The following is a 21651-nucleotide window of genomic DNA, read 5'->3' as shown; positions in this document are numbered from 1 at the left end:
GTTAGTCAGCGGTCAGGAGTGGCTCAACGCCTTGCGGATATAGCCATTATTTTTTGCCAGCAGCGCCTGGGCTTCTGCGGCGCTTAAATCAGCCAGCACCATCACAATCGCCGTTTTGCAGTGGCGACCACTGGCATCCAGCGCGTTTTGCGCCGTCGCGCGGTCACATTCGGTGGCCTCCATGACGATAGAAACCTGGCGCTCAATAAGCTTGGCGTTGGTCGCTTCAACGTCCACCATCAGGTTGCTGTAGACCTTGCCGATGCGGATCATTGCCCCGGTGGAAATCATATTCAGTACCAGCTTCTGCGCGGTACCGGCCTTCAGACGGCTTGAACCGGTGACGACTTCCGGGCCGACCACCGGCGTAATGGCAACATCAGCCAGTTGAGCCATTTCTCCATGTGGGTTGCAGCTAACGATAGCGACAAAAGCGCTCTGGCTGCGGGCATATTCCATCGCGCCAATCACGTACGGGGTGCGCCCGCTGGCGGCCAGGCCGACCAGTACATCGCGGCTGCTAAAGTTAAGGTTCTGCAGGTCCATCGCGCCTTGCGCTTTGTTATCTTCGACGTTCTCCACGGCGCTCAGAATCGCTTTATGGCCGCCAGCGATAATGCCCACCACCTGCTCCGGGCGAGTGCCGAAGGTCGGCGGACATTCGCTGGCATCAAGGATCCCCAGACGACCAGATGTGCCAGCGCCAATGTAAATCAGCCGTCCTCCCGCCTGCAGCGCCGCCGCGACTTTATCCACCACCTGGGCAATCTGTGCCAGATAAGGGGTGATAGCGTGAGCCACCTGCAGGTCTTCCTGGTTAATCACCGTCAGCATCTCTTCGGTGGAGAGGGTATCAATATTGGCGCTATTGGCGTTGCGACGCTCGGTCAGCAGTTTGCTCAGGTCGATAGTCATAGGAACCTCATTATTCACAGTGGCAGGCAGTATAAGGAATTAATTATTCCTTTCATGTGAAGACTATCACGATTGATGTTGAATGAATAATAAGAGATTTCAGTCGTAGCGGGAAATATGGCGGTAATAAAATTGGAATTTTTTATTACCACCAGAGAATTTTACTCGATGGAGCGTGTTTTTTTCAGGCCAATCAGCAGGGCCGCCAGATAGCAAAGGGTCATCGCGAGGCTCATTTTCAACATCGTTTCGCCGCCGAGGCCGGCCAGCGGTGCGGCGATACCGCCGAACACAAACATCAGCGTGCCCATCAGCGCCGATGCAGTGCCGGACTGGCGGGCGCTAATCGCATTCATCGCTTCCGCACCGGCGACAGTGCTGATGCCGCTCATCATCGAGACGGTAAAGAACAGGCCGACCAGCGCCAGCGTCGGCAGCTGTAGCCAGGCGAACAGCAGGGTGATGACGGCGAACGCCACCGCCAGCAGCTGGCCGCCGCGCAGCAGACCTTCAGCGCTGAAGCGGCGCGCCAGGCGGGAAAAGATCAACGCCGCAATAATCAGTCCGATGCCGTTAAGGCCAAACAGCAGGCTGAACTGCATCGCGCTCATGGCGTACTCGCTCTGAATAACGAATGAGGAGGAGCCGATATAAGAGAACAGCCCAGCCATCATAAAGGCCTGAATCAGGCAGTAGCGCATAAAGCGGCGGTTTTTCAGCACCGGGATATCGTCCTGCTGCTGCGTAACCGAGTTTGCGCTTTTTGCTGGTAGCGTTTCGTGTAATACCGTCAGGCTGAGCAGTAACAGGACAGCGCCGATCGCCGCCATCGCCCAGAACAAGATGCGCCAGTCAAAAGCGGTAATGATCCAGCCGCCGAGCACCGGCGAAAGTACCGGCGCGATACCGTTAACGGTCATCAGCAGGGCGAAAAACTGGGTCAGCAGGGTGCCCTGATAGCGGTCGCGGGCGATGGAGCGCGACAGCACCGAGCCGCCTGCTCCGGCGAAGCCCTGCAGAAAGCGCCAGGCGATCAGCATGTGAATGTCGTAGGTTATCGCACACATCACCGAGGAGAAGATAAACAGCAGCAGCGAGAGCGCCAGCGGCTTTTTTCGGCCAATCCGGTCGCTTAGCGGGCCAAAAAACAGCTGTCCAAGGCCGAGGCCTATCAGCGCTGCGGTCAGCGATAGCTGGGTCTGCGTGCCGGTGGCGTTTAGCTGCTGAGTGATTTCCGGCAGCGCGGGCAGATAGAAGTCGGTACACAGCGGCCCAATGGCGCTGAGCAAACCGAGAACCACTACCCAGGAAAGAGAAATTCGGGACATACAAACAGGCTCCTTGTCAGAATGCCGGGCGTTGCCGCCCGGTAAAAGCGTTAACTGGCGCCGCCTCCCAGCGACTGCCAGAGAGTAATGCGGTTTTCCAGGTCCGTTTGCTGGAGGGAGATAAGCGTGGCCTGTGCCGACCACAGCGTTCGCTGGGCGGTCAGCACCGACAGATAATCCCCTACCCCGGCCTGATAGCTCTTCATCGCAATATCCAACGATTTCTGCTCCGCTGCGACGTATTTATTCTGCGCATCCCGCTGCTCACTAAGCGTTTCACGACGCGCCAGTGCGTCGGCGACATCCTTGAAGGCGCTTTGAATCGTCTTCTCATAGGTGGCAATGAGCCTCTTTTTCTCCGCTTCAGCATAGCGCAACTGCGCCAGGTTGCTGCCGCCGGTAAACAGCGGCAGGCTGATGGACGGCGCGAATGACCATACTTGCATTCCGTGGCTGAACAGCGAAGAGAGCGAATCGCTGCCGACTCCGGCGCTGGCGGTCAGCGAGATGGATGGGAAGAAGTTGGCCCGTGCCGCGCCGATATCAGCGTTAGCGCTTTTCAGATTATGCTCTGCTTCCTGGATATCCGGGCGACGCAGCAGGACCGATGAAGAAACGCCCGCCGGAACCAGGGTGATACTGCGATCGCCGAGGCTTTCCAGGGTGCCGGGCAGCAGGCTATCCGGCACGGTTTCCCCGGCCAGCAGATTGAGGGCGTTCTTATCCTGCGCCACCAACGTGCGGTAGCTGGCGACGCTGGCGCGCGCCTGCTGGTAAACGCTTTCGGCATCGCTCAGGTCGCTTGCCGAGGCGGTACCGACCTCCATCTGGCGAGTGACAATTTTGCGCGAGTTCTCCGCACTGGCCATGGTTTCCTGAGCCAGCGCCAAATTGCTGTTATCCGCCGCAAGCGTTACCCAGGCGGTGGTCAGGTCGGCAATCATCGTCAGGCGCGTATTCTGGGCGGTGAATTCGCTGGCAAGCCAGGTTTCTCTCGCCGCGCGCGTCAGGCTTTGATTCTTACCAAACAGATCCAGCTCGAAGCTGGAGACCGCGCCATCGGCTTCCGATGACGACGTGAGGCCGCTGGCGACCGTTTTGCTACGGGTGTGGCTTAGCTCGGCGTCGAGGGTCGGAAACAGCGCAGCACGCGTTTCGCCAAGCTGGGCTCGCGCGGCTTCGATATCGGCCAGCGCTTTCTGTACGTCGCGGTTACTGGTCAGCGCGATGCTCACCACTTTTTTAAGGCGGGCGTCATTCACTACCTGCTGCCAGTCGCTGACCACCGCGGTGGCCTCACCGTGGCTGCCAGGCAAAGTGGCTGGAACAGGCGCGGCCGGGCGTTCATAGTTCGGGTCGAGAGACACACAGCCCGCCGTCAGGAGCGCGACAAAAACCAAGGTAAAACGAAACATAACTTACTCCTGAGAAGAACGATGACGGGTGAAGAAGCGTTTCACCAGCACAAAGAACAGCGGCACGAAGAACACCGCCAGCAGCGTTGCCGTCAGGGTCCCGCCGATAATCCCGGTACCGATCGCAACACGGCTGTTAGCCCCTGCTCCGGTGGCGATGGCCAGCGGTAGAACCCCGGCGATAAACGCCAGCGAAGTCATCACAATGGGTCGCAGTCGGGTCTGCGCGGCGCGCATCGCGGCTCGCGATAGCGAATACCCCTCTTCCACCGCCGATTCGGCGAATTCGACGATCAGAATGGCGTTCTTCGACGACAGGCCGATGGTGGTCAGCAGCGCCACCTGGAAGTAAACGTCGTTGTTCAGACCGCGCATCCATGCCGCCAGCGCCGCACCGAGCAGCCCGAGCGGGATAACCATGATGACCGAGAACGGTACCGACCAGCTCTCATACAGCGCCGCCAGGCACAGGAAGACCACCAGAATTGAGATAGCGTAGAGGCTCATCGCCTGACCGCTGGCGAGCTTTTCCTGCAGCGACATGCCGCTCCATGCCCAGGTGGTACCGGCGGGCAGGTTATTGGCTAAGGCTTCCATCTTGTCCATTGCCGCGCCGGAGCTGAAACCACTGGCGTTCTCGCCCTGAATTTCAAAGGCGGCGGAGCCGTTGTAGCGCACCAGGCTTTCCGGGCCGTATTCCCAACGGGTGGTGGCAAAGGCAGAGAATGGCGTCATGCTATCGTCGCTGCCGCGTACGAACCATTTACCGAGGTCGGACGGTACGGCACGGGCATCGCTTTCGCCCTGGATATAAACCTTCTTCACGCGACCGCGATCGATAAAGTCGTTAACGTAGGTTCCGCCCCAGGCGCTGGAGAGGGTATCGGTGACATCGCTTAAGGACAGCCCAAGCGACACAGCTTTATTGTTATCGATATCCACCTGGAGCTGCGGCATCTGCGGCAGATCGTTGGCACGCACCGATTGCAGTTCAGAACTTTGATTCGCCACCGCCAGCAGTTGGCTACGCATTTTCATCAGGCTATCGCGATCGGTGCCGCCGCTGGCCATCAGCTCGAAGGTGAAACCGTTGCTCTGCCCCAGACCATCTACCGAGGGCGGGGTCATGGCAAACAGGGTGGCATCGCGAATGCTACCCAGCTCTTTGGTGGCGCGCAGAGCGATAGCCTGAGCGGTATTGGCTTCGCCTTTACGTTCGGACCAGTTTTTCAGCGACACGAAGGCCATCCCGGCGTTCTGCCCGCTACCGCTAAAGCTAAAGCCGTCAACGGTAAAGATAACGTCGGTATTGGCTTTCTCTTTGGTGAGGAACCAGTCGGTGACCTGACGACGGACTTCGGCGGTGCGCACCGCCGTTGCCCCGGCAGGCAGCGTGTACTGGACCATGATTTCGCCCTGATCCTCGGTCGGCAGGAAGCTGCCCGGTAGTTTCCACATCGCCAGCGCCATGCCGCCGCAAATGAGGATAAAAGCGCCCATCATGACTGCTGAGCGGCGCAGGCCGCCGACAACTCGATGCTGATAGCCCTGCTCGGTGCGTCCCCACAGGCGGTTAAAGCAGCCGAAGAAACCCTTGGTGTGCGGTTTAGAATGACTAAGCAGCGCGCCGCACAGCGCCGGGGTTAAGGTTAGCGCGACCACGACGGAGAGCATCATCGCCGAGATAATGGTCACCGAGAACTGGCGATAGATAACTCCGGTAGAGCCGCCGAAGAAGGCCATCGGCAGGAACACCGCCGAGAGCACCAGCGCGATAGCGATCAGCGCGCCGGAGATTTCGCCCATCGATTTTTCAGTGGCTTCGCGGGCGGGTAGCCCTTCGTCGCGCATAATACGCTCGACGTTTTCCACCACCACGATGGCATCATCCACCAGCAAGCCTATCGCCAGCACCATCGCAAACAGCGTCAGGGTGTTAATGGAATAGCCGAACAGCGCCAACACGCCGAAAGTACCCAGCAGCACGACCGGAACCGCCACCGCCGGGATCAGCGTGGCGCGGAAGTTTTGCAGGAACAGATACATGACGCAGACCACGAGGATGATGGCCTCGAAAAGCGTCTGAATCACGTCCTCAACCGAAATTTTGATGAACTCGGTGCTGTCTTTCGGGTAGGCGATATCGTAGCCCTGCGGCATCTGGCGCTGAAATTCGGCAATCTTACTTTTCACCAGCGTCGCAGTATTCAGGGCGTTAGCGCCCGGTGCCATCATGACGGCGATCCCTGCGGCCGGGTGGCCGTTGAGGTTGGCGGAGGCGGTGTAATCTTCGCTGCCCATTTCGACGCGGGCGACATCGCTCAGGCGTACCACCGAACCATCGCTCTTACTCTTGACGATAATCTCTTTGAACTGGGCAGCGGTTTGCAGGCGCGACTGGGCGCGCACGGTGGCGGTCAACTGCTGAGCGTTAGAAGCGGGCAGCGCACCGATTTTACCGGCGGAAACCTGCACGTTCTGCGCTTCAATCGCCGATTGCACATCGGAAGGCATCAGCGAATAGGAAGCCAGTTTTGTCGGGTCCATCCAGATACGCATGGCGTATTCCGCGCCAAATACCTGCAGGCTGCCGACGCCTTCAATACGCGCCAGCGGATCCTGCATGTTGCTCACCAGCCAGTCGGAGATATCGGAGCTGGTGGCTTTATTGTTTTTATCGTACACCGCGAGGATCAGCAGGAAGCTGCTCTGCGATTTTTCTACCGTCACGCCGGACTGCTGAACTTCGCTCGGCAGGCGTGATTCCGCCTGTTGCACTTTGTTCTGCACCTGAACCTGCGCGGTATCCGGGTCGGTACCCTGCTCAAACGTCACGGTGATGCTGACCGAGCCATCGGAGCTGCTGGTGGAGGTAAAATAGAGCAGGTTATCCAGCCCGGTAAGCTGCTGTTCGATAACCTGGGTGACGCTGTTTTCCAGGGTTTCCGCAGAGGCCCCGGTATAGGTGGCGGAGATTTTTACCGCCGGCGGCGCGACGTCAGGATACTGGGCGACCGGTAGAGTGCGGATTGCCAGAATCCCGGCGAGCATAATCAGAATGGCGATAACCCAGGCAAAGACCGGGCGTCGCACGAAGAAGCGGGAGAACATCAGGCGTTGCCTCCGTCATTTTTGACTTCGACGGCTTTCACCTGCTGGCCCGGCGCGACTTTGCTGGTGCCTTCAACAATCAGCTTGTCGCCGCTCTTCAGTCCGTTAACGATCAGCCATTTGTCACCGTAGGTGTCGCCCGTTTCCACGCTACGCTGCTCAACTTTACTGCTGGCGTCGACCACCAGCGCGGTCGCATCGCCTTTAGCATCGCGGGTGATACCCTGCTGCGGGGCAAGGATTGCATCATCCATAATGCCTTCGTCGACGCGGGCGCGAACGAACATTCCCGGCAGCAGCACGTGCTGCGGATTAGGGAAGACCGCGCGCAGCGTGACCGAGCCGGTTGATTCATCCACCGCCACTTCGGTCAACGCCAGACGACCTTTTTCGCTGTAGGTACTGCCATCTTCAAGGGTCAGTGTGACGTTAAGGGTATCGCTGCTGCTCGTCAGGCTTTGCTTACGCAAGCGCAGCAGATCGACGCTGGATCGGGTGAGATCGACGTACATAGTGTCCAGGCCGCGGATCGTCGCCAGCGCGGTATCCTGATCGGCGGAAACCAGCGCGCCCGGCGTCACGGAGGAGATACCGATGCGCCCGGCAATTGGCGCAGTAACGGTAGTCCAGTTCAGGTTGATACGTGCGCTCTCCAGTGCCGCTTTTTTCGACTCGACGCTGGCTTTATCCTGATTACAGGTCGACAGCGCGTCATCTGCGTCCTGGCGGGAGACACCGTTATCTTTGACCAGCACCGCGTAGCGCTGGGCTTTTTGGCAATCGGCGGTAACCAGCGCCTGAGCCTGTTTCAGCGACGCGGCGGCTTCGTTGAACGTTGCCCGATAGCTGGACGGATCGATTTGGTACAGCGCTTGTCCGGCTTTGACCATATCGCCCTCGGTAAACAGGCGTTTTTGTACGATACCGCCGACCTGCGGGCGCACTTCGGCGCTTAGTGAGGCGGTGGTGCGGCCCGTCAGGCTGCTCACCACCGGAACGGGCTGGCCTTGCAGGGTGACGACGCCGACTTCCGGGGTCATCTGCTGCGGGGAGGCATTTTGCGCATTATCGCACCCGCTAAGGAGAAATAATGCTGCTGCGATGGGGGCTATGGTGTATTTCATTATATTTTCTCAGGATGAACGACGTCCGCCCCGCAAATTTACTGGCGGGGTGATGGGCCGGGCGATGATGCATCTCCGGGCAAGCACAAATAACAAAATGGGAAATCAATATTCCTGTTTGCAGTAAATAACTCTGCGAGTACCGCTATTGATTAAGCGGTTTTTTCGAGAGTTCCCCGGACGGCGATGACGGTGTCAGACGGCGGTTACAGACTCCGACCCGAGCGATTATACCTGTCACAGGGGCATGACTCATGGGGTTCTCCATGGTTTACGATGATGAGAATGATCGTTCTCATTTTTTCCCATTATACGTCTGTGCCGAATGATGGGAAGGTTTTTTACACAAAATTTAGTGAGTGAAATTTAGTCAGGAAATAATGGAGAAAATAAGAATATTTTGTGAAAGTAGAGTGGTGAATGGTCTGTGAAAAATAAAAAATGGAGATAATTAATGGCATTAATAATAACAGATAGCATTAATCCCGCCGACCAGGAGGAGCTACTGAAGGGGCTGCGGGAATACAATTTACGTTTTCTGGACCCGGCGCAGTTTGGTGAGCTGGGGGTATATTCACGCAATGATGCTGGCGCGATGCGCGGGGGGCTTATAGCCAAACGCAAGGGCAGCTGGTTGTGTATTGAATATCTGTGGGTCAGCGAAGCCTCGCGCGGCAGCGGGTTGGGCAGCGAGCTGATGCAGGAAGCGGAAAACCAGGCGCGGGAGCGCGGATGCAGCCATATGCTGGTAGATACGTTCAGCTTTCAGGCGCTGCCGTTTTATCAGAAGTTGGGTTATCAGCTGCAGATGTCGCTGCCGGATTTTCCGCATGTGGGTATGGAGCGCCATTATTTATCGAAGGTATTATAAGCCAGCTCTTTTCCCGGGGACGGTGCTGCGCATCTGTCCGGTCTACCCGATCGCAGACGGCTGTGAATCCGTAGCCCGGTCAGCGCCTGTCTGGGCTCAAAACAATCCGGTCATCATAATTGCACCTGGCTCTGCAACCAGTTGATAAACGCTTCGATTTTCGGCCACTGACGGCCCGGCAGGGTCGTCACGTAATAGTGCTGGTGACATTTCAGCATCATGTCGCCGAACGGCGCGATCAGCTCCCCGTTATCGAGGCGCTTTTGCACTAGCCGTTTACGCCCCATTGCCACACCAACGTGGTTCATCGCCGCAATCACCGCTAAATCGGAACGATCGAAGCCAATCCCCGACGATTGCGGCAAATCAATACCAAACTGCTGAGCCCAGCTAAACCACTCATCGGTACCGGAATCGTTGCTCCAGGCCTGGCGGTCATGCAATAGCGTACAGTGACGAAGATTATCGGGATTCTGCTGAAGCTGATGCTGGCGTGCGTAATCCGCCGTACAAACCGGCACGATGGACTCATCCATCAGAAAATGATGGCTGAGCTGCGATGAGGGCGCATCATCAAAGTAAATCGCCAGGTCGATCCCCGCACGCTGCATATTGACGTTATCGTTGCCGGTCAGCACGGTGAGCGAGATCGACGGGTAGCGACGGGTAAAATCGCCCAGCGCCGGAACCAGCCAGCACTGGGCGATGGACGGGCGCGAATAAACCGTTAACGTCCCCGACAGCTCCTGGTTTTTAATATCCAGAATCTCCTGGTTGAGGCTGTCCAGCGAGGATTTCAGCGCCCAAAACACCCGCTTGCCTTCATGCGTCAGTTCCACCTTGCGATGCGAGCGTACGAAAAGCTGAATTCCCAGTTCCTCTTCCAACTGGTTTATGCGGTGGCTAACCGCGCTCGGCGTCAGCGATAGCTCTTCCGCCGCCAGGGCAAACGACTCATGCCGCGCGGCAACCTCAAAGGTGTACAGTTTCGACAGCTGCCAGCCGTTAAGCAGCCGGTTGCCCAAATCTTTTAGCGTGTCCATTTCTTGCTCCTTCGCTTTTCAGCGTCGATTGTAAGAAAATTTTCGCCCTGACCGCGCTTTAAAGATGAATAAAAGTGATTCATAACACAATAAACAGACTATTTTAGAGCCAAATCACCTTTTTGATTCAATCTGATTCACCTGAAGCGTCGTTTATATCGTTTGTCAGCGCATGCTGTTTTTCTGTTCAATAACCACAGATTATTCACAGGCGAGGTGGGGTATGGAATCTCAGATCTGGGTTGTGAGCACTTTGCTTATCAGCATCGTGTTGATTGTAGTAACTATCGTCAAACTGAAGTTTCACCCATTCCTGGCGCTGCTGCTGGCGAGTTTTTTCGTTGGCGCAATGATGGGGATGAGCCCGCTGGATATGGTTAACGCCATTGAGAGCGGGATCGGCGGCACGCTGGGCTTTCTGGCAGCGGTCATTGGGCTGGGGACCATTCTCGGCAAAATGATGGAGGTTTCCGGCGCGGCGGAACGCATCGGCCTGACGCTCCAGCGCTGCCGCTGGCTGTCGGCGGATGTGATTATGGTGCTGGTGGGCCTGATTTGCGGGATTACACTATTCGTTGAAGTGGGCGTCGTTCTGCTTATCCCACTGGCGTTTTCCATTGCCAAAAAGACCAATACATCGCTACTCAAGCTGGCCATCCCGCTGTGTACGGCACTGATGGCAGTCCACTGCGTGGTGCCTCCGCATCCGGCGGCGCTGTTCGTTGCCAACAAGCTGGGCGCGGATATCGGCACCGTGATCGTCTATGGTCTGCTGGTGGGCCTGCTGGCGTCTCTGGTCGGCGGCCCGCTGTTCCTGCGGCTGCTCGGCAACCGCCTGCCGTTTAAAGCGGTTCCGGCTGAGTTTTCTAACCTCGAAGTGCGTAAAGAAGAGACGCTACCATCGCTCGGCGCCACGCTGTTTACCGTTCTGCTGCCGATTGGCCTGATGCTGGTAAAAACTGTCGCCGAACTGAACATGACTAAAGGCGGCACGCTGTACATGCTGCTGGAGTTTATCGGTAACCCAATCACCGCCATGTTTATCGCCGTCTTTGTCGCCTACTACGTGCTGGGCATCCGCCAGGATATGGGGATGAGCACCCTGCTGACGCATACGGAAAACTGCTTCGGTTCGATTGCCAATATTCTGCTGATTATCGGTGCTGGCGGGGCCTTCAACGCCATTCTGAAAACCAGCGGCCTGGCCGATACGCTGGCGGTAATTCTGTCTAATCTGGACATGCACCCGATTTTACTGGCCTGGCTGGTGGCGCTGATTCTGCATGCCGCCGTCGGTTCCGCCACCGTAGCGATGATGGGTGCAACCGCTATCGTCGCACCAATGCTGCCGCTCTATCCCGGCGTGAGCCCGGAAATCATCGCTATCGCCATCGGCTCAGGCGCGATTGGCTGCACTATCGTAACGGATTCCCTGTTCTGGCTGGTTAAACAGTATTGCGGCGCAAGCCTCAACGAAACGTTCAAGTACTATACAACGGCGACCTTTATTGCTTCGCTGCTTGCACTGGCCGGTACATTCCTGCTTTCTTTCATCATCTGAGCGCGAAGGACGTAATATGAAAAACGCTGACATGACTACTTTAATCGCACAGTTTCCTCTGCTGGAGGAGCTGATTGCCCTGAAAGAAACCACCTGGTTTAACCCGTCAACAACGTCGCTGGCGGAAGGTTTACCCTATGTTGGTTTAACGACTGAAGACGTTCAGGACGCCCACGCCAGGCTCGATCGCTTTGCGCCGTATCTGGCGCAAGCCTTCCCGGAAACCGCCGCGACCGGCGGTATTATCGAGTCGGAGCTGGTCGCTATCCCGGTAATGAAAGCCCGGCTGGAAAAAGCATTCAGCCAGCCGATTAGCGGCGATCTGCTGCTGAAAAAAGACAGCCATCTGCCAATTTCTGGCTCCATTAAAGCCCGCGGCGGCATTTACGAGGTGCTGACCCATGCGGAGAAGTTGGCTATCAACGCAGGCTTGTTAAAAACTTCCGATGACTACCGCAAGCTGCTGACCCCAGAATTCAGGCAGTTCTTTAGCCAGTACAGCATTGCCGTCGGCTCCACCGGCAACCTGGGGATGTCGATTGGCATTATGAGCGCACGCATCGGCTTTAAGGTGGCGGTACATATGTCCGCCGACGCCCGGGCGTGGAAAAAGGCCAAACTGCGCAGCCACGGCGTAACGGTTGTGGAGTACGAGGAAGATTACGGCGTAGCGGTCGAGCAGGGGCGTAAAGCCGCAGAGTCTGACCCGAACTGCTTCTTTATTGATGATGAGAACTCTCGCACCCTGTTCCTCGGCTACGCCGTGGCCGGTGAGCGGCTAAAAGCACAGTTTGCCCGCGAAGGGCGGGTTGTCGATGCTGAACATCCATTATTTGTGTATCTACCCTGCGGCGTTGGCGGCGGCCCCGGCGGGGTGGCATTTGGCCTGAAACTGGCCTTCGGCGACCACGTGCACTGCTTCTTCGCCGAGCCGACCCACTCGCCTTGTATGCTGCTGGGGGTCTATACCGGCCTGCATGATGAGATTTCGGTTCAGGATCTGGGGATTGATAATCTGACCGCCGCAGACGGTCTGGCGGTAGGCCGCGCTTCCGGTTTTGTTGGCCGGGCGATGGAGCGCCTGCTGGATGGGTTCTATTCTCTCGATGATCAGACCATGTACGACATGCTGGGTTGGTTAGCCCAGGAAGAGGGCATTCGCCTGGAGCCTTCCGCGCTGGCGGGAATGGCCGGGCCGCAGCGGGTGTGCGCCAGCCGGGCGTATCAGCAGATGCACGGTTTCACCGCTGAGCAGATGCAGAATGCCACCCATCTGGTGTGGGCGACCGGCGGCGGTATGGTGCCGGAAGAGGAGATGGCACAGTATCTGGCGAAGGGACGCTAAGCAAACGGAGCGGCGACGAAGACTCTCTCGTCGCCATTTTTTAGCGCAGCAGATGCATCAGTTCAGCCGGCGAGCGATGCTGGTTGAGTAAATCGCGCAGGACGCGCATATAGGGGGCGCTCCAGCTATAAAACTGGCGGTACCCTTCACATAGCGCATTAGAGCCATCCTCCAGACGCAGTTGCGGACAACCGCCGCCGCATAATCTTAGCCAGGCGCAGCCCGCGCAGGCCGGCCCCGGCGGATTGTTAGCATAACGCACCGTCTCACCGCGCCAGGCGCGCAGCGTCGCTTCAAACAGCGGCACCACAACGCGATTCGCGTCTTCTTTGACCCAAATAGCAAATACCGTGCAGAGAAACTCCCCCCAAAGGCGGGCGTCGGTGGGCTGCAAATGAGGAATAAACTTGATAGCCACGGCCCCCTTCGCGCTCAGCTGAAGGTAGACACGCTCGGGGTTTTCACAATCCTGACGATGGATAACCACTTCCTGCACCGGGATATCGCCCACCAGAGACTGGCAGTTGCCGCAGTGCTGATCGTCACCGTAATCGGCCTGACATCCTGTCATATCACATCCTTAATAAACAAAATCACCTGTCTTATGTGCGTTACAGCAAACAACAATGACAGGGAAAGTACTGCGAATGCGATCAAAAATTTGTCACGAACCGCCTGCCGCTGAACAAAATCACTTTGCTCAACGTCCATCAAATTGCGGCTGCGGGTATAGCGCCAGAGGATGATGGCGACGAACGGCAGTATGCACAGCGAGATCCAGAACGGAAGCCCCGCTTGATGCCAGTGGTGCTTAATCGCCAGCGCCAGCAGCGCGCCATAGCCCAAGAGGGTGCGAAACCAGGCCAGCGACGTACGCTCCGGCTGCAGGCCCGGATCGCTCTCGCGACGCGCCCGGCGATTATCCGGCATAGAGCACCAGCGCCATCACCACCGCGATAACAATCGTCAGCAGAATACTGATCAGCAGCAGCGTGCGGGTGTAGGGAAGGTCCTGCTTAAGCCGCATTGCCTTTTCGTTGCTCAGCCAGCGCAAATAGCCGTAAATCGCCAGACCACCGGCAAACAGGCACAGCAGTAGGGCGAGGATTTCACGAATCAGCGGCGTGGCGAAATCCGGCGCCAGCTGGTCCAGGCCGACCCCACCGGCCAAAAATCCGAGTGAAGTACGGATCCATGCCAGAAAGGTACGTTCGTTGGCCAGCGAGAAACGATAGTCCGGCGCTTCGCCGAGGCGGGATATTTTCATCATGGCTCCTTGATGGGTACCCGGGTGCGTAAAATACCGGCGATTCTACCTGAGAGGCAAAGCGGAAGGCATTAATAATCGCCCCATTTCAGAGAAAGTTCAGGCCTGATAACCCCTTATTGTTGGGCTACCAGACCAGTTTTCAGCAGCGGCATAATTCGTCAGAACTTCTGTTTTTTCTCCTCCACCTTCACCCCCTGGGTCGGCAGGCCGGTATCGTAGTCGCGGACTACCGGCGAGTAGCCATCCTGCGGGCGCGGGCGGAAAGCGCCCATCCAGCGCGGCTGAGCTTCCGGCCGCCACGGGCGCAGGCTCCACTGATAGGTGCGGAACGGGTCGCGGATTTTATCCATGTAGTCCAGCAGCGCATCATGCATTTGGCAGCGAACGTCGGCGAAATCAGGGTTATCAATCAGGTTATGCAGTTCATCAGGGTCATTTTTACGATTATACAGTTCATCAGTGGTAAACAGATTAAGCACCAGTTTGTACTCATCCGTTACCCAGCAGCGCACCGGGATAAAACCGCCAAAGCTGTCATGCTCAATTTCATAACGATTGAATTCCACCATCACGCCGCGCGGCGTTTCAGCATCGAGAATATTTTCTCCCGGCAGGATATCCGGCTTATCGATGCCCGCCAGCGCCATCATCGTCGGCAGCAGGTCGATATGGCTGACCGGCGTATCGACCTGCATGGGTTCCCCCTGCGGCGGGCGCATAATCAGCGGGATACGGGTAATGTCGTCATACATCGCCGCACCTTTGCTGATGAGCTTATGCGCCCCCATCATCTCGCCGTGATCGGAGGTATAAATCACCCAGGTGTTGTCCCGCTGCTCCGGGGTTAAGGCGTTGATCACCCGGCCAATCTGGTCATCGACGAAGTCGTTACAGGCAAAATAGAGCGGATGGTGATAGCGCCCATCGTCACCTACCGGGGATGGCATCGCCTGCGACCATAGCCGATGGTGTTCCGGTTTATTGCTCAACGAATCATGAGCCTTCGGCCCGAGGTCGTAATAAAAGTCCTGATACTTCTCCAGATACTCCACCGGGCAGGTAAACGGATGGTGCGGCTCGTCATAGGACACCACCATCAGGAACGGCTCGTCGGCGCGCGTGGGTTGATGCAGGAAGTCTACCGCCCGGTTGCTGATACGGTGCGCCCAGGTGAAGGTTTCATTGATCCCGTGCCGCTGTAAATCTTCTACGCTGTTCAGGCCGTTACGCCACAGGCTGATCTCTTCCTCGGTCATTTCCGCGAGGTAATTCGCGCCATCAAACCAGTAGTCAGCATCCCACTCAGAAGGGCACTCGCCGGTACCAAAATAGTCGTGGCCATCAAGGTGCCACTTACCGATATAGCAAGTGTGGTAGCCCGCATCTTTAAAGTAGCGCCCCATGGTGGAGATATTTTTCCCGGGTGCGACGTTATTGGTCCACGGGCCGGACTGATTGGCGTAAATCCCGGTAAACAGCCCGGCACGCGCCGGGGTGCATACCGGCGAGCATGTATAGGCGGAATTGAAGCGGATACCTTCAGCAGCCAGATTATCAATGTTATTGGTATTCAGCGGCTTACCGCTGTAGCAGCCCACCATATTAGTGGCCTGGGTATCGGTCATAATGAACAGGAAATTAGGGCGACTCATGATTTTTCCTTAACGTCGGTAGCATAGTTAACCGGAGCAGAGCGGCGTTCCCGCCAACTGCTGTAGATCAGATAAATAACCACCGCCGCAGTGATGGAGTAGCAGACCATTGCTAGCCAGCGGGTGCCGTAACCGCCGAATTCAGCGAGACCGGCGTAAACGCCGATCATGGCGAACAGGATGCCCACTGAGGCAATCTTCACATGCCGCCACGGCACCATATCCACGGCGAAAGCATCATGAAATTTAAACGGCGTCGCTCGCGGCTTAATGAAGCCGATAATCAACATCACCACTACGTTGATGCAGAAGGTGCAGGCCAGCACGTAGAGGAAATGGAAATCGAACTTCACCAGATAGTTGATGGTGATATAGCTGACGATACCCAGTCCCATCGCCACTTTAGCCGCCAACGCCGGAATGCGCGGGAAGAAGAAGCCCATAATGATGATCGTCACCAGCGGCACGTTATAAATACCGTTGAGCTGTTTCATCCAGCTATACAGGCCCTGCGGCGCATTGGCGATCCACGGCGCGACAATCACCGAGATCACCGCGATAAACAGGCCAAATTTACGCCCAACGCGCACCAGTTGATCCGGCTGGGCATTTTCATTGATGATGCGCCGATAAATCCCCATGCTGAACAAGGTGCTGGCGCTGTTTAAAAAGCCGTTGAAGGTGCTGATAACCGCGCCAAACAGCACTGCGCCAAAAAAGCCGACCAGCGGAAGCGGCATCACCTTATTGACCAGCGTCGGATAGGCCATATCCGCACTCGGCAGGTCCTGATAGAGATGGAACGCGATTAAACCGGGGAGCACCAGAATCAGCGGGTCCAGCATCTTCAGGACCGCCGTCAGCAGCGCTCCTTTCTGCCCTTCCGCCAGACTTTTCGACGCCAGCGTGCGCTGCACAATCCCCTGGTTAGTACACCAGTAGAACGTGTTCACCAAAATCAGGCCGGTGAACGCCGCCCCTATGGGTAAGGGATCGGAGCTGCTGCCGATGGAGTTGAGTTTCTCCGCATGCACCGTCGTTAGCTGCTCAATGCCCTGTAAAAAGCTCCCCTTACCCATGGCGATAAGTCCGAATACCGGTACCATCAGGCCACCGATCACCAGACCGATACCGTTGATGGAGTCGGCAATCGCCATCGCGCGCATCCCGCCGATAACGGCATATAAAATCCCCGCCAGCCCCAGTAAAATCACCAACAGCCAGATAGCGGCGCCTTGGGTTAAGCCCAGCGAGTCCCCGATATGAAACAGGCTGTTAAGTGCCAGCGCCCCGGAGTAGAGAACGATTGGCAGAAAGCAGACGCCGGTAGCTATCAGGAAACAGAAGTCGATAATAATGCGGGTGGTTTTATCGTACCGCTCTTCGAGAAAGTCCGGGATGGTAGCGATGCCGCGCTGCAAGTAGCGAGGCAGAAAGATCAGCGCCAGGAAGATCAGCGTCACCGCCGAGGTTACCTCCCAACCCATCACCGACATGCCGCTTCTGTAGGCCTGCCCGGATAACCCCACCAGTTGTTCGGTCGATAAGTTGGTTAACATCAGCGAGGCGGCAATGACCGGCGCCTTCAGCGAACGGCCGGCAAGGAAATAGCCCTGCTGCGAGCCGGTGTCCGCTTTTCTTACCTTCAACCAGGTAATGATAGCCACCAGCAGCGTAAAACCGACAAAGCTCAAAATTTGTATAGCATTCATCTTGTAGCCCTTGTTTGTCATTATATCCTGGCGCTATCAGGTACAAAGGAATAGCGTTTTATCCAGGTAAGGCGATGAGATTCATAAAATAATGGGTAACGTATCCCTGAAGAGTTATTTTTTTGCTAAATTCCCTCTAGCAGGTTGCAGGCATCATTCGCTGATGGGAAATTAAAATGAATGGAAAAATACAAATTTCGCATGTAAAAAACGAAACTACGTATAATATTCCGTTAGTTCTGGAAGAAAATGTGATCTCAAGCGGGATTTCACTGCTCTCGCTATGGCATACCCTTGCCGATGAAAGCTACCGGGTCAGCTGGCCTCGCGATAAAAAGAAACCGCTTATCGCCAACTCCTGGGTAGCGATATACACCCTTCAGGGATGCGGAAAAATATATCTGAAAGACAACTCTGAAATTACGCTGAATGGGAACTGTGTCATATTTTTAAAACCTATTGAGATAAAATCCTATCACTGTGCTGGCCTGGTCTGGGAGCAGTACTGGATGGAGTTTATTCCTACCACACTGATGCCTATTCCAATATTGCAAATTGGAACGATTTATCATGGTGATGTATTTAATAAAGAGTTAAATGAAGTAGCATTATTGATTGCAGATCGCGATCCGCTAAAAAATAATCTGGCTGTGGCCTATTTAACGAAAATCATCTATCAATGGATTTGCCTGATTGCCGAAAGTGGCAACAAAGACCGGCAGATGCAAAAGCTGGAAAACCTGATTGCCACTCTCCACGCTAACCCGCAAAAGCGCTGGAGCGTGGCCGATATGGCGGACGCCATGCAGTGCAGTGAGCCCTGGCTGCGGCGTCTGTTTCTGCGCTATACCGGTAAAACACCAAAAGAGTATTACCTCAATGCGCAACTGGAACTGGCACAGTCGTTATTGAAGCAGGAGGGAAATACCGTAAGTAAGGTTGCGGGAATGCTGAACTTCTTTGACTCTTTTCATTTCAGCAAAGCGTTTAAACGCCGCTTCGGCTATGCCCCCTCAGAGGTGCTAAAAATGAATGACCGACACCCAACGGATGCCGGTCAGCAGGATTAATGCAGTTCCGGCCAGTACTCTTTATTGGCCGCAATCAGGTCGTCAAGAATCGCTTTAGCAACGGAGGCGCTCGGTACGGTTTTCGACAGCGCAATAGCCTGCCACAGCTTGTGGTAAGAGCGGTGTTCCCAGGCATCCACCACCAGTTTTTCCACCGCCACCTGCTGGCTCATCATCCCTTTCTGGAAATGAGGAATATCGCCAACCGTTAACGGCTCCGGTCCGTTGTGGCCGACCAGGCAAGGAATTTCCACCATCGCATCGGCATCAAAGTTATGAATCGCGCCGTTGTTCGGCACAATCAGCAGCATGCGTTCCTGGGTATTAAAAGCAATAGCCGCCGCCAGATCGACGATATAGGAAGCATGTTCGTCGATTTCCAGATCGCCTGCGGAAGAGTTACCTGCTTCAATAATCGCGCGACAGGCACTGAAGACGTTTTTCTCACGATGATCCATCACTTCGTTCGCGCGGGTACGTTCTGGATTGGAGTGCGCCACCACGTAGTCCGGGAACAGGTAATACTTGAGATAAGTATTCGGCATCGTATCCGGATCCAGCGCCTGCACGTCTTTCGCCTTAGCAAAGGTATCGTTCCAGCTCGCTTCGGTGTGCGGATCGTTAGATGGCGGAACATAGCCGTATTTCGCCACATGTTCGCGCAGCTTCGGCATCAGATCGTTACCTTGCAGATCTTCAATCGAGGTCCACCAGCCGAAGTGGTTAAGGCCGTAGTAGCGCACGCGCATCTGCTTGCGATCCTTGAGACCGACGATTTGCGCCATCCGCCCTTCAATGCCGATCGGCATATCGCAAATGTTGAGAATTTTAGCGTTCGGACGTAGGCGACGGGTTGCTTCCGCCACAATTGCCGCCGGGTTGGAGTAGTTGAGCATCCAGGCATTCGGTGAATATTTTTCCATATAATCCACCAGCTCCAGTACCCCGCCAATGGAGCGCATACCGTAGGCAATACCGCCAGGGCCGCAGGTTTCCTGGCCCAACACGCCGTGGCGCAGCGGGATTTTTTCGTCTTTTTCACGCATCGGATATTTGCCCACACGGATGTGCGCCATCACGAAATCAACGTCGGTAAAGGCCGCCTGCGGATCGGTGGTGTAGCTGAATTCAATCTCCGGTGCCTGCTCTTTGAGGATCACTTTGCATGCCTCGGCGATGGTCTCCTGACGCGCGCCGTCGTTGTCGTAAAATTTCAGCGCCCGCAGCGGGAAGCGATCCTGGTTTGCTAACAGCATCAGTACGATGCCCGGGGTAAAGGTACTGCCGCCGCCTGCGATAACAACTGAGAATTTTTTCATGATACTGCCTCCGTCATGGTGGTTTGTTCGGTCTGTAGAGAATCTTTCATCAGGGTTTCAAGCTGGTCGCGGACCTGGGGAACGTGCAGGCCGACAATGACCTGAATCCCGTTGCCGCGGCGCACAACGCCGTGGGCGCCCAGCGCTTTAAACACGTCATCACTTTGTGTTTTCGCCATATCAACCAGCGCAATGCGCAGCCGGGTGGCGCAGTTATTAATACTCTCGATATTGCCCGCCCCGCCCAGCGCCTGCAGGAAGCCTGCGGCCTGGCCCAGTTTGGTATCCGTCGCCCCTGCGGCGCTGGTTTTACCGCGAGCGGCCTGGTAATCGGCTTTGCTGTAGAGCTTGATTTCACTGTCTTCACGGCCCGGCGTTTTCAGGTTCAGGCGCAGAATCAGCGCACGGAAAATGACGAAATAGAGCGCGGTGAAGCACACGCCAACGCCTATCTGGATAAACATCATCGACGCGTGGTTGTGGAACATCGGGATCCAGTTTTGCGGCAGGAACTGGTCAAGCAGGCCGCCGCCAAAGTTGCCCACCACGCCGCAGATATACATCACCGTCGCCATGGTGGCCGCCAGTACAGCGTGGACGGCAAACAGCAGCGGCGAGATGAACAGGAAGGTGAATTCCAGGGGTTCGGTTATCCCCACCAGCATGGCGGTCAAAGTGGCAGGAATTAGCAGCCCGGCGACTTTGACGCGGTTTTCCGGCGCGGCGGTAAAGTAAAGCGCCAGCGCAATGCCCACCGAACCAAAGACCTTCGAGTTACCGTGCAGCGCAAATCCGCCTTCCGGGAACAGGGTTTTCAGTGCCTCGGTGCTCTGGCTGAATTCCTGTAAATGCTGCGCCCAGTAGACCTGAATGCCACCCTCCACTACCGCCGGACCGAAGATAAATGGTCCGTAGACGAAGTGGTGTAGACCGGTCGGGATCAGGATGCGTTCGAGGAAGATATATACCCAGACGCCCAGCGCCCCGGCAGAGCGTAAGAAGGCCTGCAGCGATTCAATGCCCATCTGCACTTTTGGCCAGCCGAGCAGAGTGAGCCAGGCGCAAGGGATCATTGCCAGGAACGCGACAATCACCACAAACGAGGAGCCCTGAAAGATGCCGAGAAAAACCGGCAGCGGTTTATCGAAATAGCGGTTATGCAGGGCGGTCACCAGCCCGGAAATAACGATCGCGCCGATAATGCTGGTATCGAGCGTTTTAATCCCGGCCATCATCGTCAGGCCGCTGCCTGCGGTCGGTTCAACGGAAAAGTCGACGCCGAAGAAGTGGCCCCAGGTCATCCCCATGGCGTTGATGAAATAGTTCCAGGTGAGAAAACTCACCAGTACCGCCAGACAGGCCCGGCCCTGAGCCTGTTTCGCCAGGCCGATTGGCAGACCGACAGCAAAAATCAGCGGCATATTACGAAAGACAGTCCAGCCGCCCTCTTCAATGATGTGAACGATCTGAGCAAATAAACTATCGGGTGCGGTGAGCGCTTCGCCGACGAACATCGGGTTACGCAGCATAATGGCGATACCCACCACGATCCCGGCGAAAGGAAAGAGCAAAACCGGGGTAAACATGGCGCCGCCAAAGCGTTGTATTTGACTGAGCATTTGAAAATCCTCATGTAACAACTCGTAGGGTGAGTGGCCTTATTCATACCCGTCATACTCCACGTACAGCGGTGAATTATTCTGGGTAACTATTTGTACTGGCCTGAAACGAGGATAGAAATTTGCCCGAGCGGCAACATGCAGCGCCGTTGCGATTCGTGATCGCTTTCATGGTTTTAATTGCGTCAATGTTGTCTACTTTTTTATAAAAAAATAGACATGATGAATTCAGCTTATGAAATCATCATGACGAATAGTTTTTATCTTTCTGTATTAATTTAATTTTTATAGGAAAT

The 21651-nt window shown here is 55.9% G+C and carries 17 protein-coding genes; 4 read left to right on the top strand and 13 right to left on the bottom strand.

The window, feature by feature from the left end; all coding sequences use genetic code 11:
- Positions 1-12: 12 nt before the first annotated feature.
- The 5 genes from murQ to DA718_RS00170 all read right to left on the bottom strand — a co-directional run bounded on the left by murQ (position 13) and on the right by DA718_RS00170 (position 7893).
- Positions 13-915 carry an N-acetylmuramic acid 6-phosphate etherase gene (gene murQ, locus DA718_RS00190; protein ID WP_112215651.1) on the bottom strand — a complete coding sequence of 301 codons (903 nt, stop codon included), beginning with the start codon at positions 913-915 and terminating at the stop codon, positions 13-15.
- A gap of 161 nt (positions 916-1076) precedes the next feature.
- The gene (locus DA718_RS00185) at positions 1077-2243 is read right to left on the bottom strand and encodes a multidrug effflux MFS transporter (protein ID WP_112215650.1); all 1167 of its coding nucleotides are present in this window, start codon (positions 2241-2243) and stop codon (positions 1077-1079) included.
- A 50-nt stretch (positions 2244-2293) separates the two neighbouring features.
- Positions 2294-3658, bottom strand: coding sequence for an efflux transporter outer membrane subunit (locus tag DA718_RS00180; protein ID WP_112215649.1), 1365 nt, complete (start codon positions 3656-3658; stop codon positions 2294-2296).
- A gap of 3 nt (positions 3659-3661) precedes the next feature.
- Positions 3662-6769, bottom strand: a complete 3108-nt coding sequence (eefB, locus tag DA718_RS00175; protein WP_112215648.1) for a multidrug efflux RND transporter permease subunit EefB — start codon at positions 6767-6769, stop codon at positions 3662-3664.
- Positions 6769-7893 carry an efflux RND transporter periplasmic adaptor subunit gene (locus DA718_RS00170; RefSeq protein WP_112215647.1) on the bottom strand — a complete coding sequence of 375 codons (1125 nt, stop codon included), beginning with the start codon at positions 7891-7893 and terminating at the stop codon, positions 6769-6771. The genes eefB and DA718_RS00170 overlap by 1 nt, the downstream gene beginning before the upstream one ends.
- 454 nt (positions 7894-8347) lie before the next feature.
- Here DA718_RS00170 and DA718_RS00165 point away from each other — a divergent pair, with 454 nt between their 5' ends.
- Positions 8348-8764 (top strand): GNAT family N-acetyltransferase, encoded by a 417-nt coding sequence (locus tag DA718_RS00165; RefSeq protein WP_112215646.1) that lies wholly within the window; start codon positions 8348-8350, stop codon positions 8762-8764.
- Positions 8765-8877: 113 nt separating this feature from the next.
- Here the strand turns inward: DA718_RS00165 and dsdC are convergent, their stop codons facing one another.
- Positions 8878-9807 (bottom strand): DNA-binding transcriptional regulator DsdC, encoded by a 930-nt coding sequence (gene dsdC / locus DA718_RS00160; protein ID WP_112215645.1) that lies wholly within the window; start codon positions 9805-9807, stop codon positions 8878-8880.
- 223 nt (positions 9808-10030) lie between these two features.
- Here dsdC and dsdX point away from each other — a divergent pair, with 223 nt between their 5' ends.
- Positions 10031-11368: a D-serine transporter DsdX gene (gene dsdX, locus DA718_RS00155; RefSeq protein WP_112215644.1), complete on the top strand. Its 1338-nt coding sequence runs from the start codon at positions 10031-10033 to the stop codon at positions 11366-11368.
- Positions 11369-11384: 16 nt separating this feature from the next.
- Positions 11385-12713 carry a D-serine ammonia-lyase gene (gene dsdA, locus DA718_RS00150; RefSeq protein WP_112215643.1) on the top strand — a complete coding sequence of 443 codons (1329 nt, stop codon included), beginning with the start codon at positions 11385-11387 and terminating at the stop codon, positions 12711-12713.
- A 40-nt stretch (positions 12714-12753) separates the two neighbouring features.
- On the opposite strand, the gene DA718_RS00145 is transcribed toward dsdA, so the two are convergent.
- The 5 genes from DA718_RS00145 to DA718_RS00125 all read right to left on the bottom strand — a co-directional run bounded on the left by DA718_RS00145 (position 12754) and on the right by DA718_RS00125 (position 17347).
- Positions 12754-13284, bottom strand: a complete 531-nt coding sequence (locus DA718_RS00145) for a radical SAM protein (protein ID WP_112215642.1) — start codon at positions 13282-13284, stop codon at positions 12754-12756.
- Positions 13281-13643, bottom strand: a complete 363-nt coding sequence (locus DA718_RS00140; protein ID WP_110275988.1) for a DUF202 domain-containing protein — start codon at positions 13641-13643, stop codon at positions 13281-13283. The genes DA718_RS00145 and DA718_RS00140 overlap by 4 nt, the downstream gene beginning before the upstream one ends.
- A complete protein-coding gene (locus tag DA718_RS00135; RefSeq protein ID WP_110275989.1) occupies positions 13633-13980 on the bottom strand; it encodes a YidH family protein in 348 nt (115 codons plus the stop codon). Before DA718_RS00135 ends, DA718_RS00140 begins: the two co-directional genes overlap by 11 nt.
- 161 nt (positions 13981-14141) lie before the next feature.
- Positions 14142-15635 carry a sulfatase-like hydrolase/transferase gene (locus DA718_RS00130; RefSeq protein WP_112215641.1) on the bottom strand — a complete coding sequence of 498 codons (1494 nt, stop codon included), beginning with the start codon at positions 15633-15635 and terminating at the stop codon, positions 14142-14144.
- Positions 15632-17347, bottom strand: coding sequence for a solute:sodium symporter family transporter (locus DA718_RS00125; protein ID WP_112215640.1), 1716 nt, complete (start codon positions 17345-17347; stop codon positions 15632-15634). Before DA718_RS00125 ends, DA718_RS00130 begins: the two co-directional genes overlap by 4 nt.
- A gap of 176 nt (positions 17348-17523) precedes the next feature.
- Here DA718_RS00125 and DA718_RS00120 point away from each other — a divergent pair, with 176 nt between their 5' ends.
- Positions 17524-18417 (top strand): helix-turn-helix transcriptional regulator, encoded by an 894-nt coding sequence (locus DA718_RS00120; protein WP_112215639.1) that lies wholly within the window; start codon positions 17524-17526, stop codon positions 18415-18417.
- On the opposite strand, the gene DA718_RS00115 is transcribed toward DA718_RS00120, so the two are convergent.
- Together DA718_RS00115 and DA718_RS00110 are read right to left on the bottom strand one after the other, a co-directional pair.
- Positions 18414-19736, bottom strand: a complete 1323-nt coding sequence (locus tag DA718_RS00115) for a 6-phospho-alpha-glucosidase (protein ID WP_112215638.1) — start codon at positions 19734-19736, stop codon at positions 18414-18416. The two genes, DA718_RS00120 and DA718_RS00115, sit on opposite strands and share 4 nt — an antisense overlap.
- The gene (locus DA718_RS00110; protein WP_112215637.1) at positions 19733-21355 is read right to left on the bottom strand and encodes an alpha-glucoside-specific PTS transporter subunit IIBC; all 1623 of its coding nucleotides are present in this window, start codon (positions 21353-21355) and stop codon (positions 19733-19735) included. Before DA718_RS00110 ends, DA718_RS00115 begins: the two co-directional genes overlap by 4 nt.
- Positions 21356-21651: the final 296 nt, after the last annotated feature.

It is taken from the genome of Klebsiella huaxiensis, from assembly GCF_003261575.2.
Classification (GTDB): Bacteria; Pseudomonadota; Gammaproteobacteria; order Enterobacterales; family Enterobacteriaceae; genus Klebsiella; species Klebsiella huaxiensis.
This window is presented reverse-complemented; position numbering and strand designations above follow the sequence as displayed.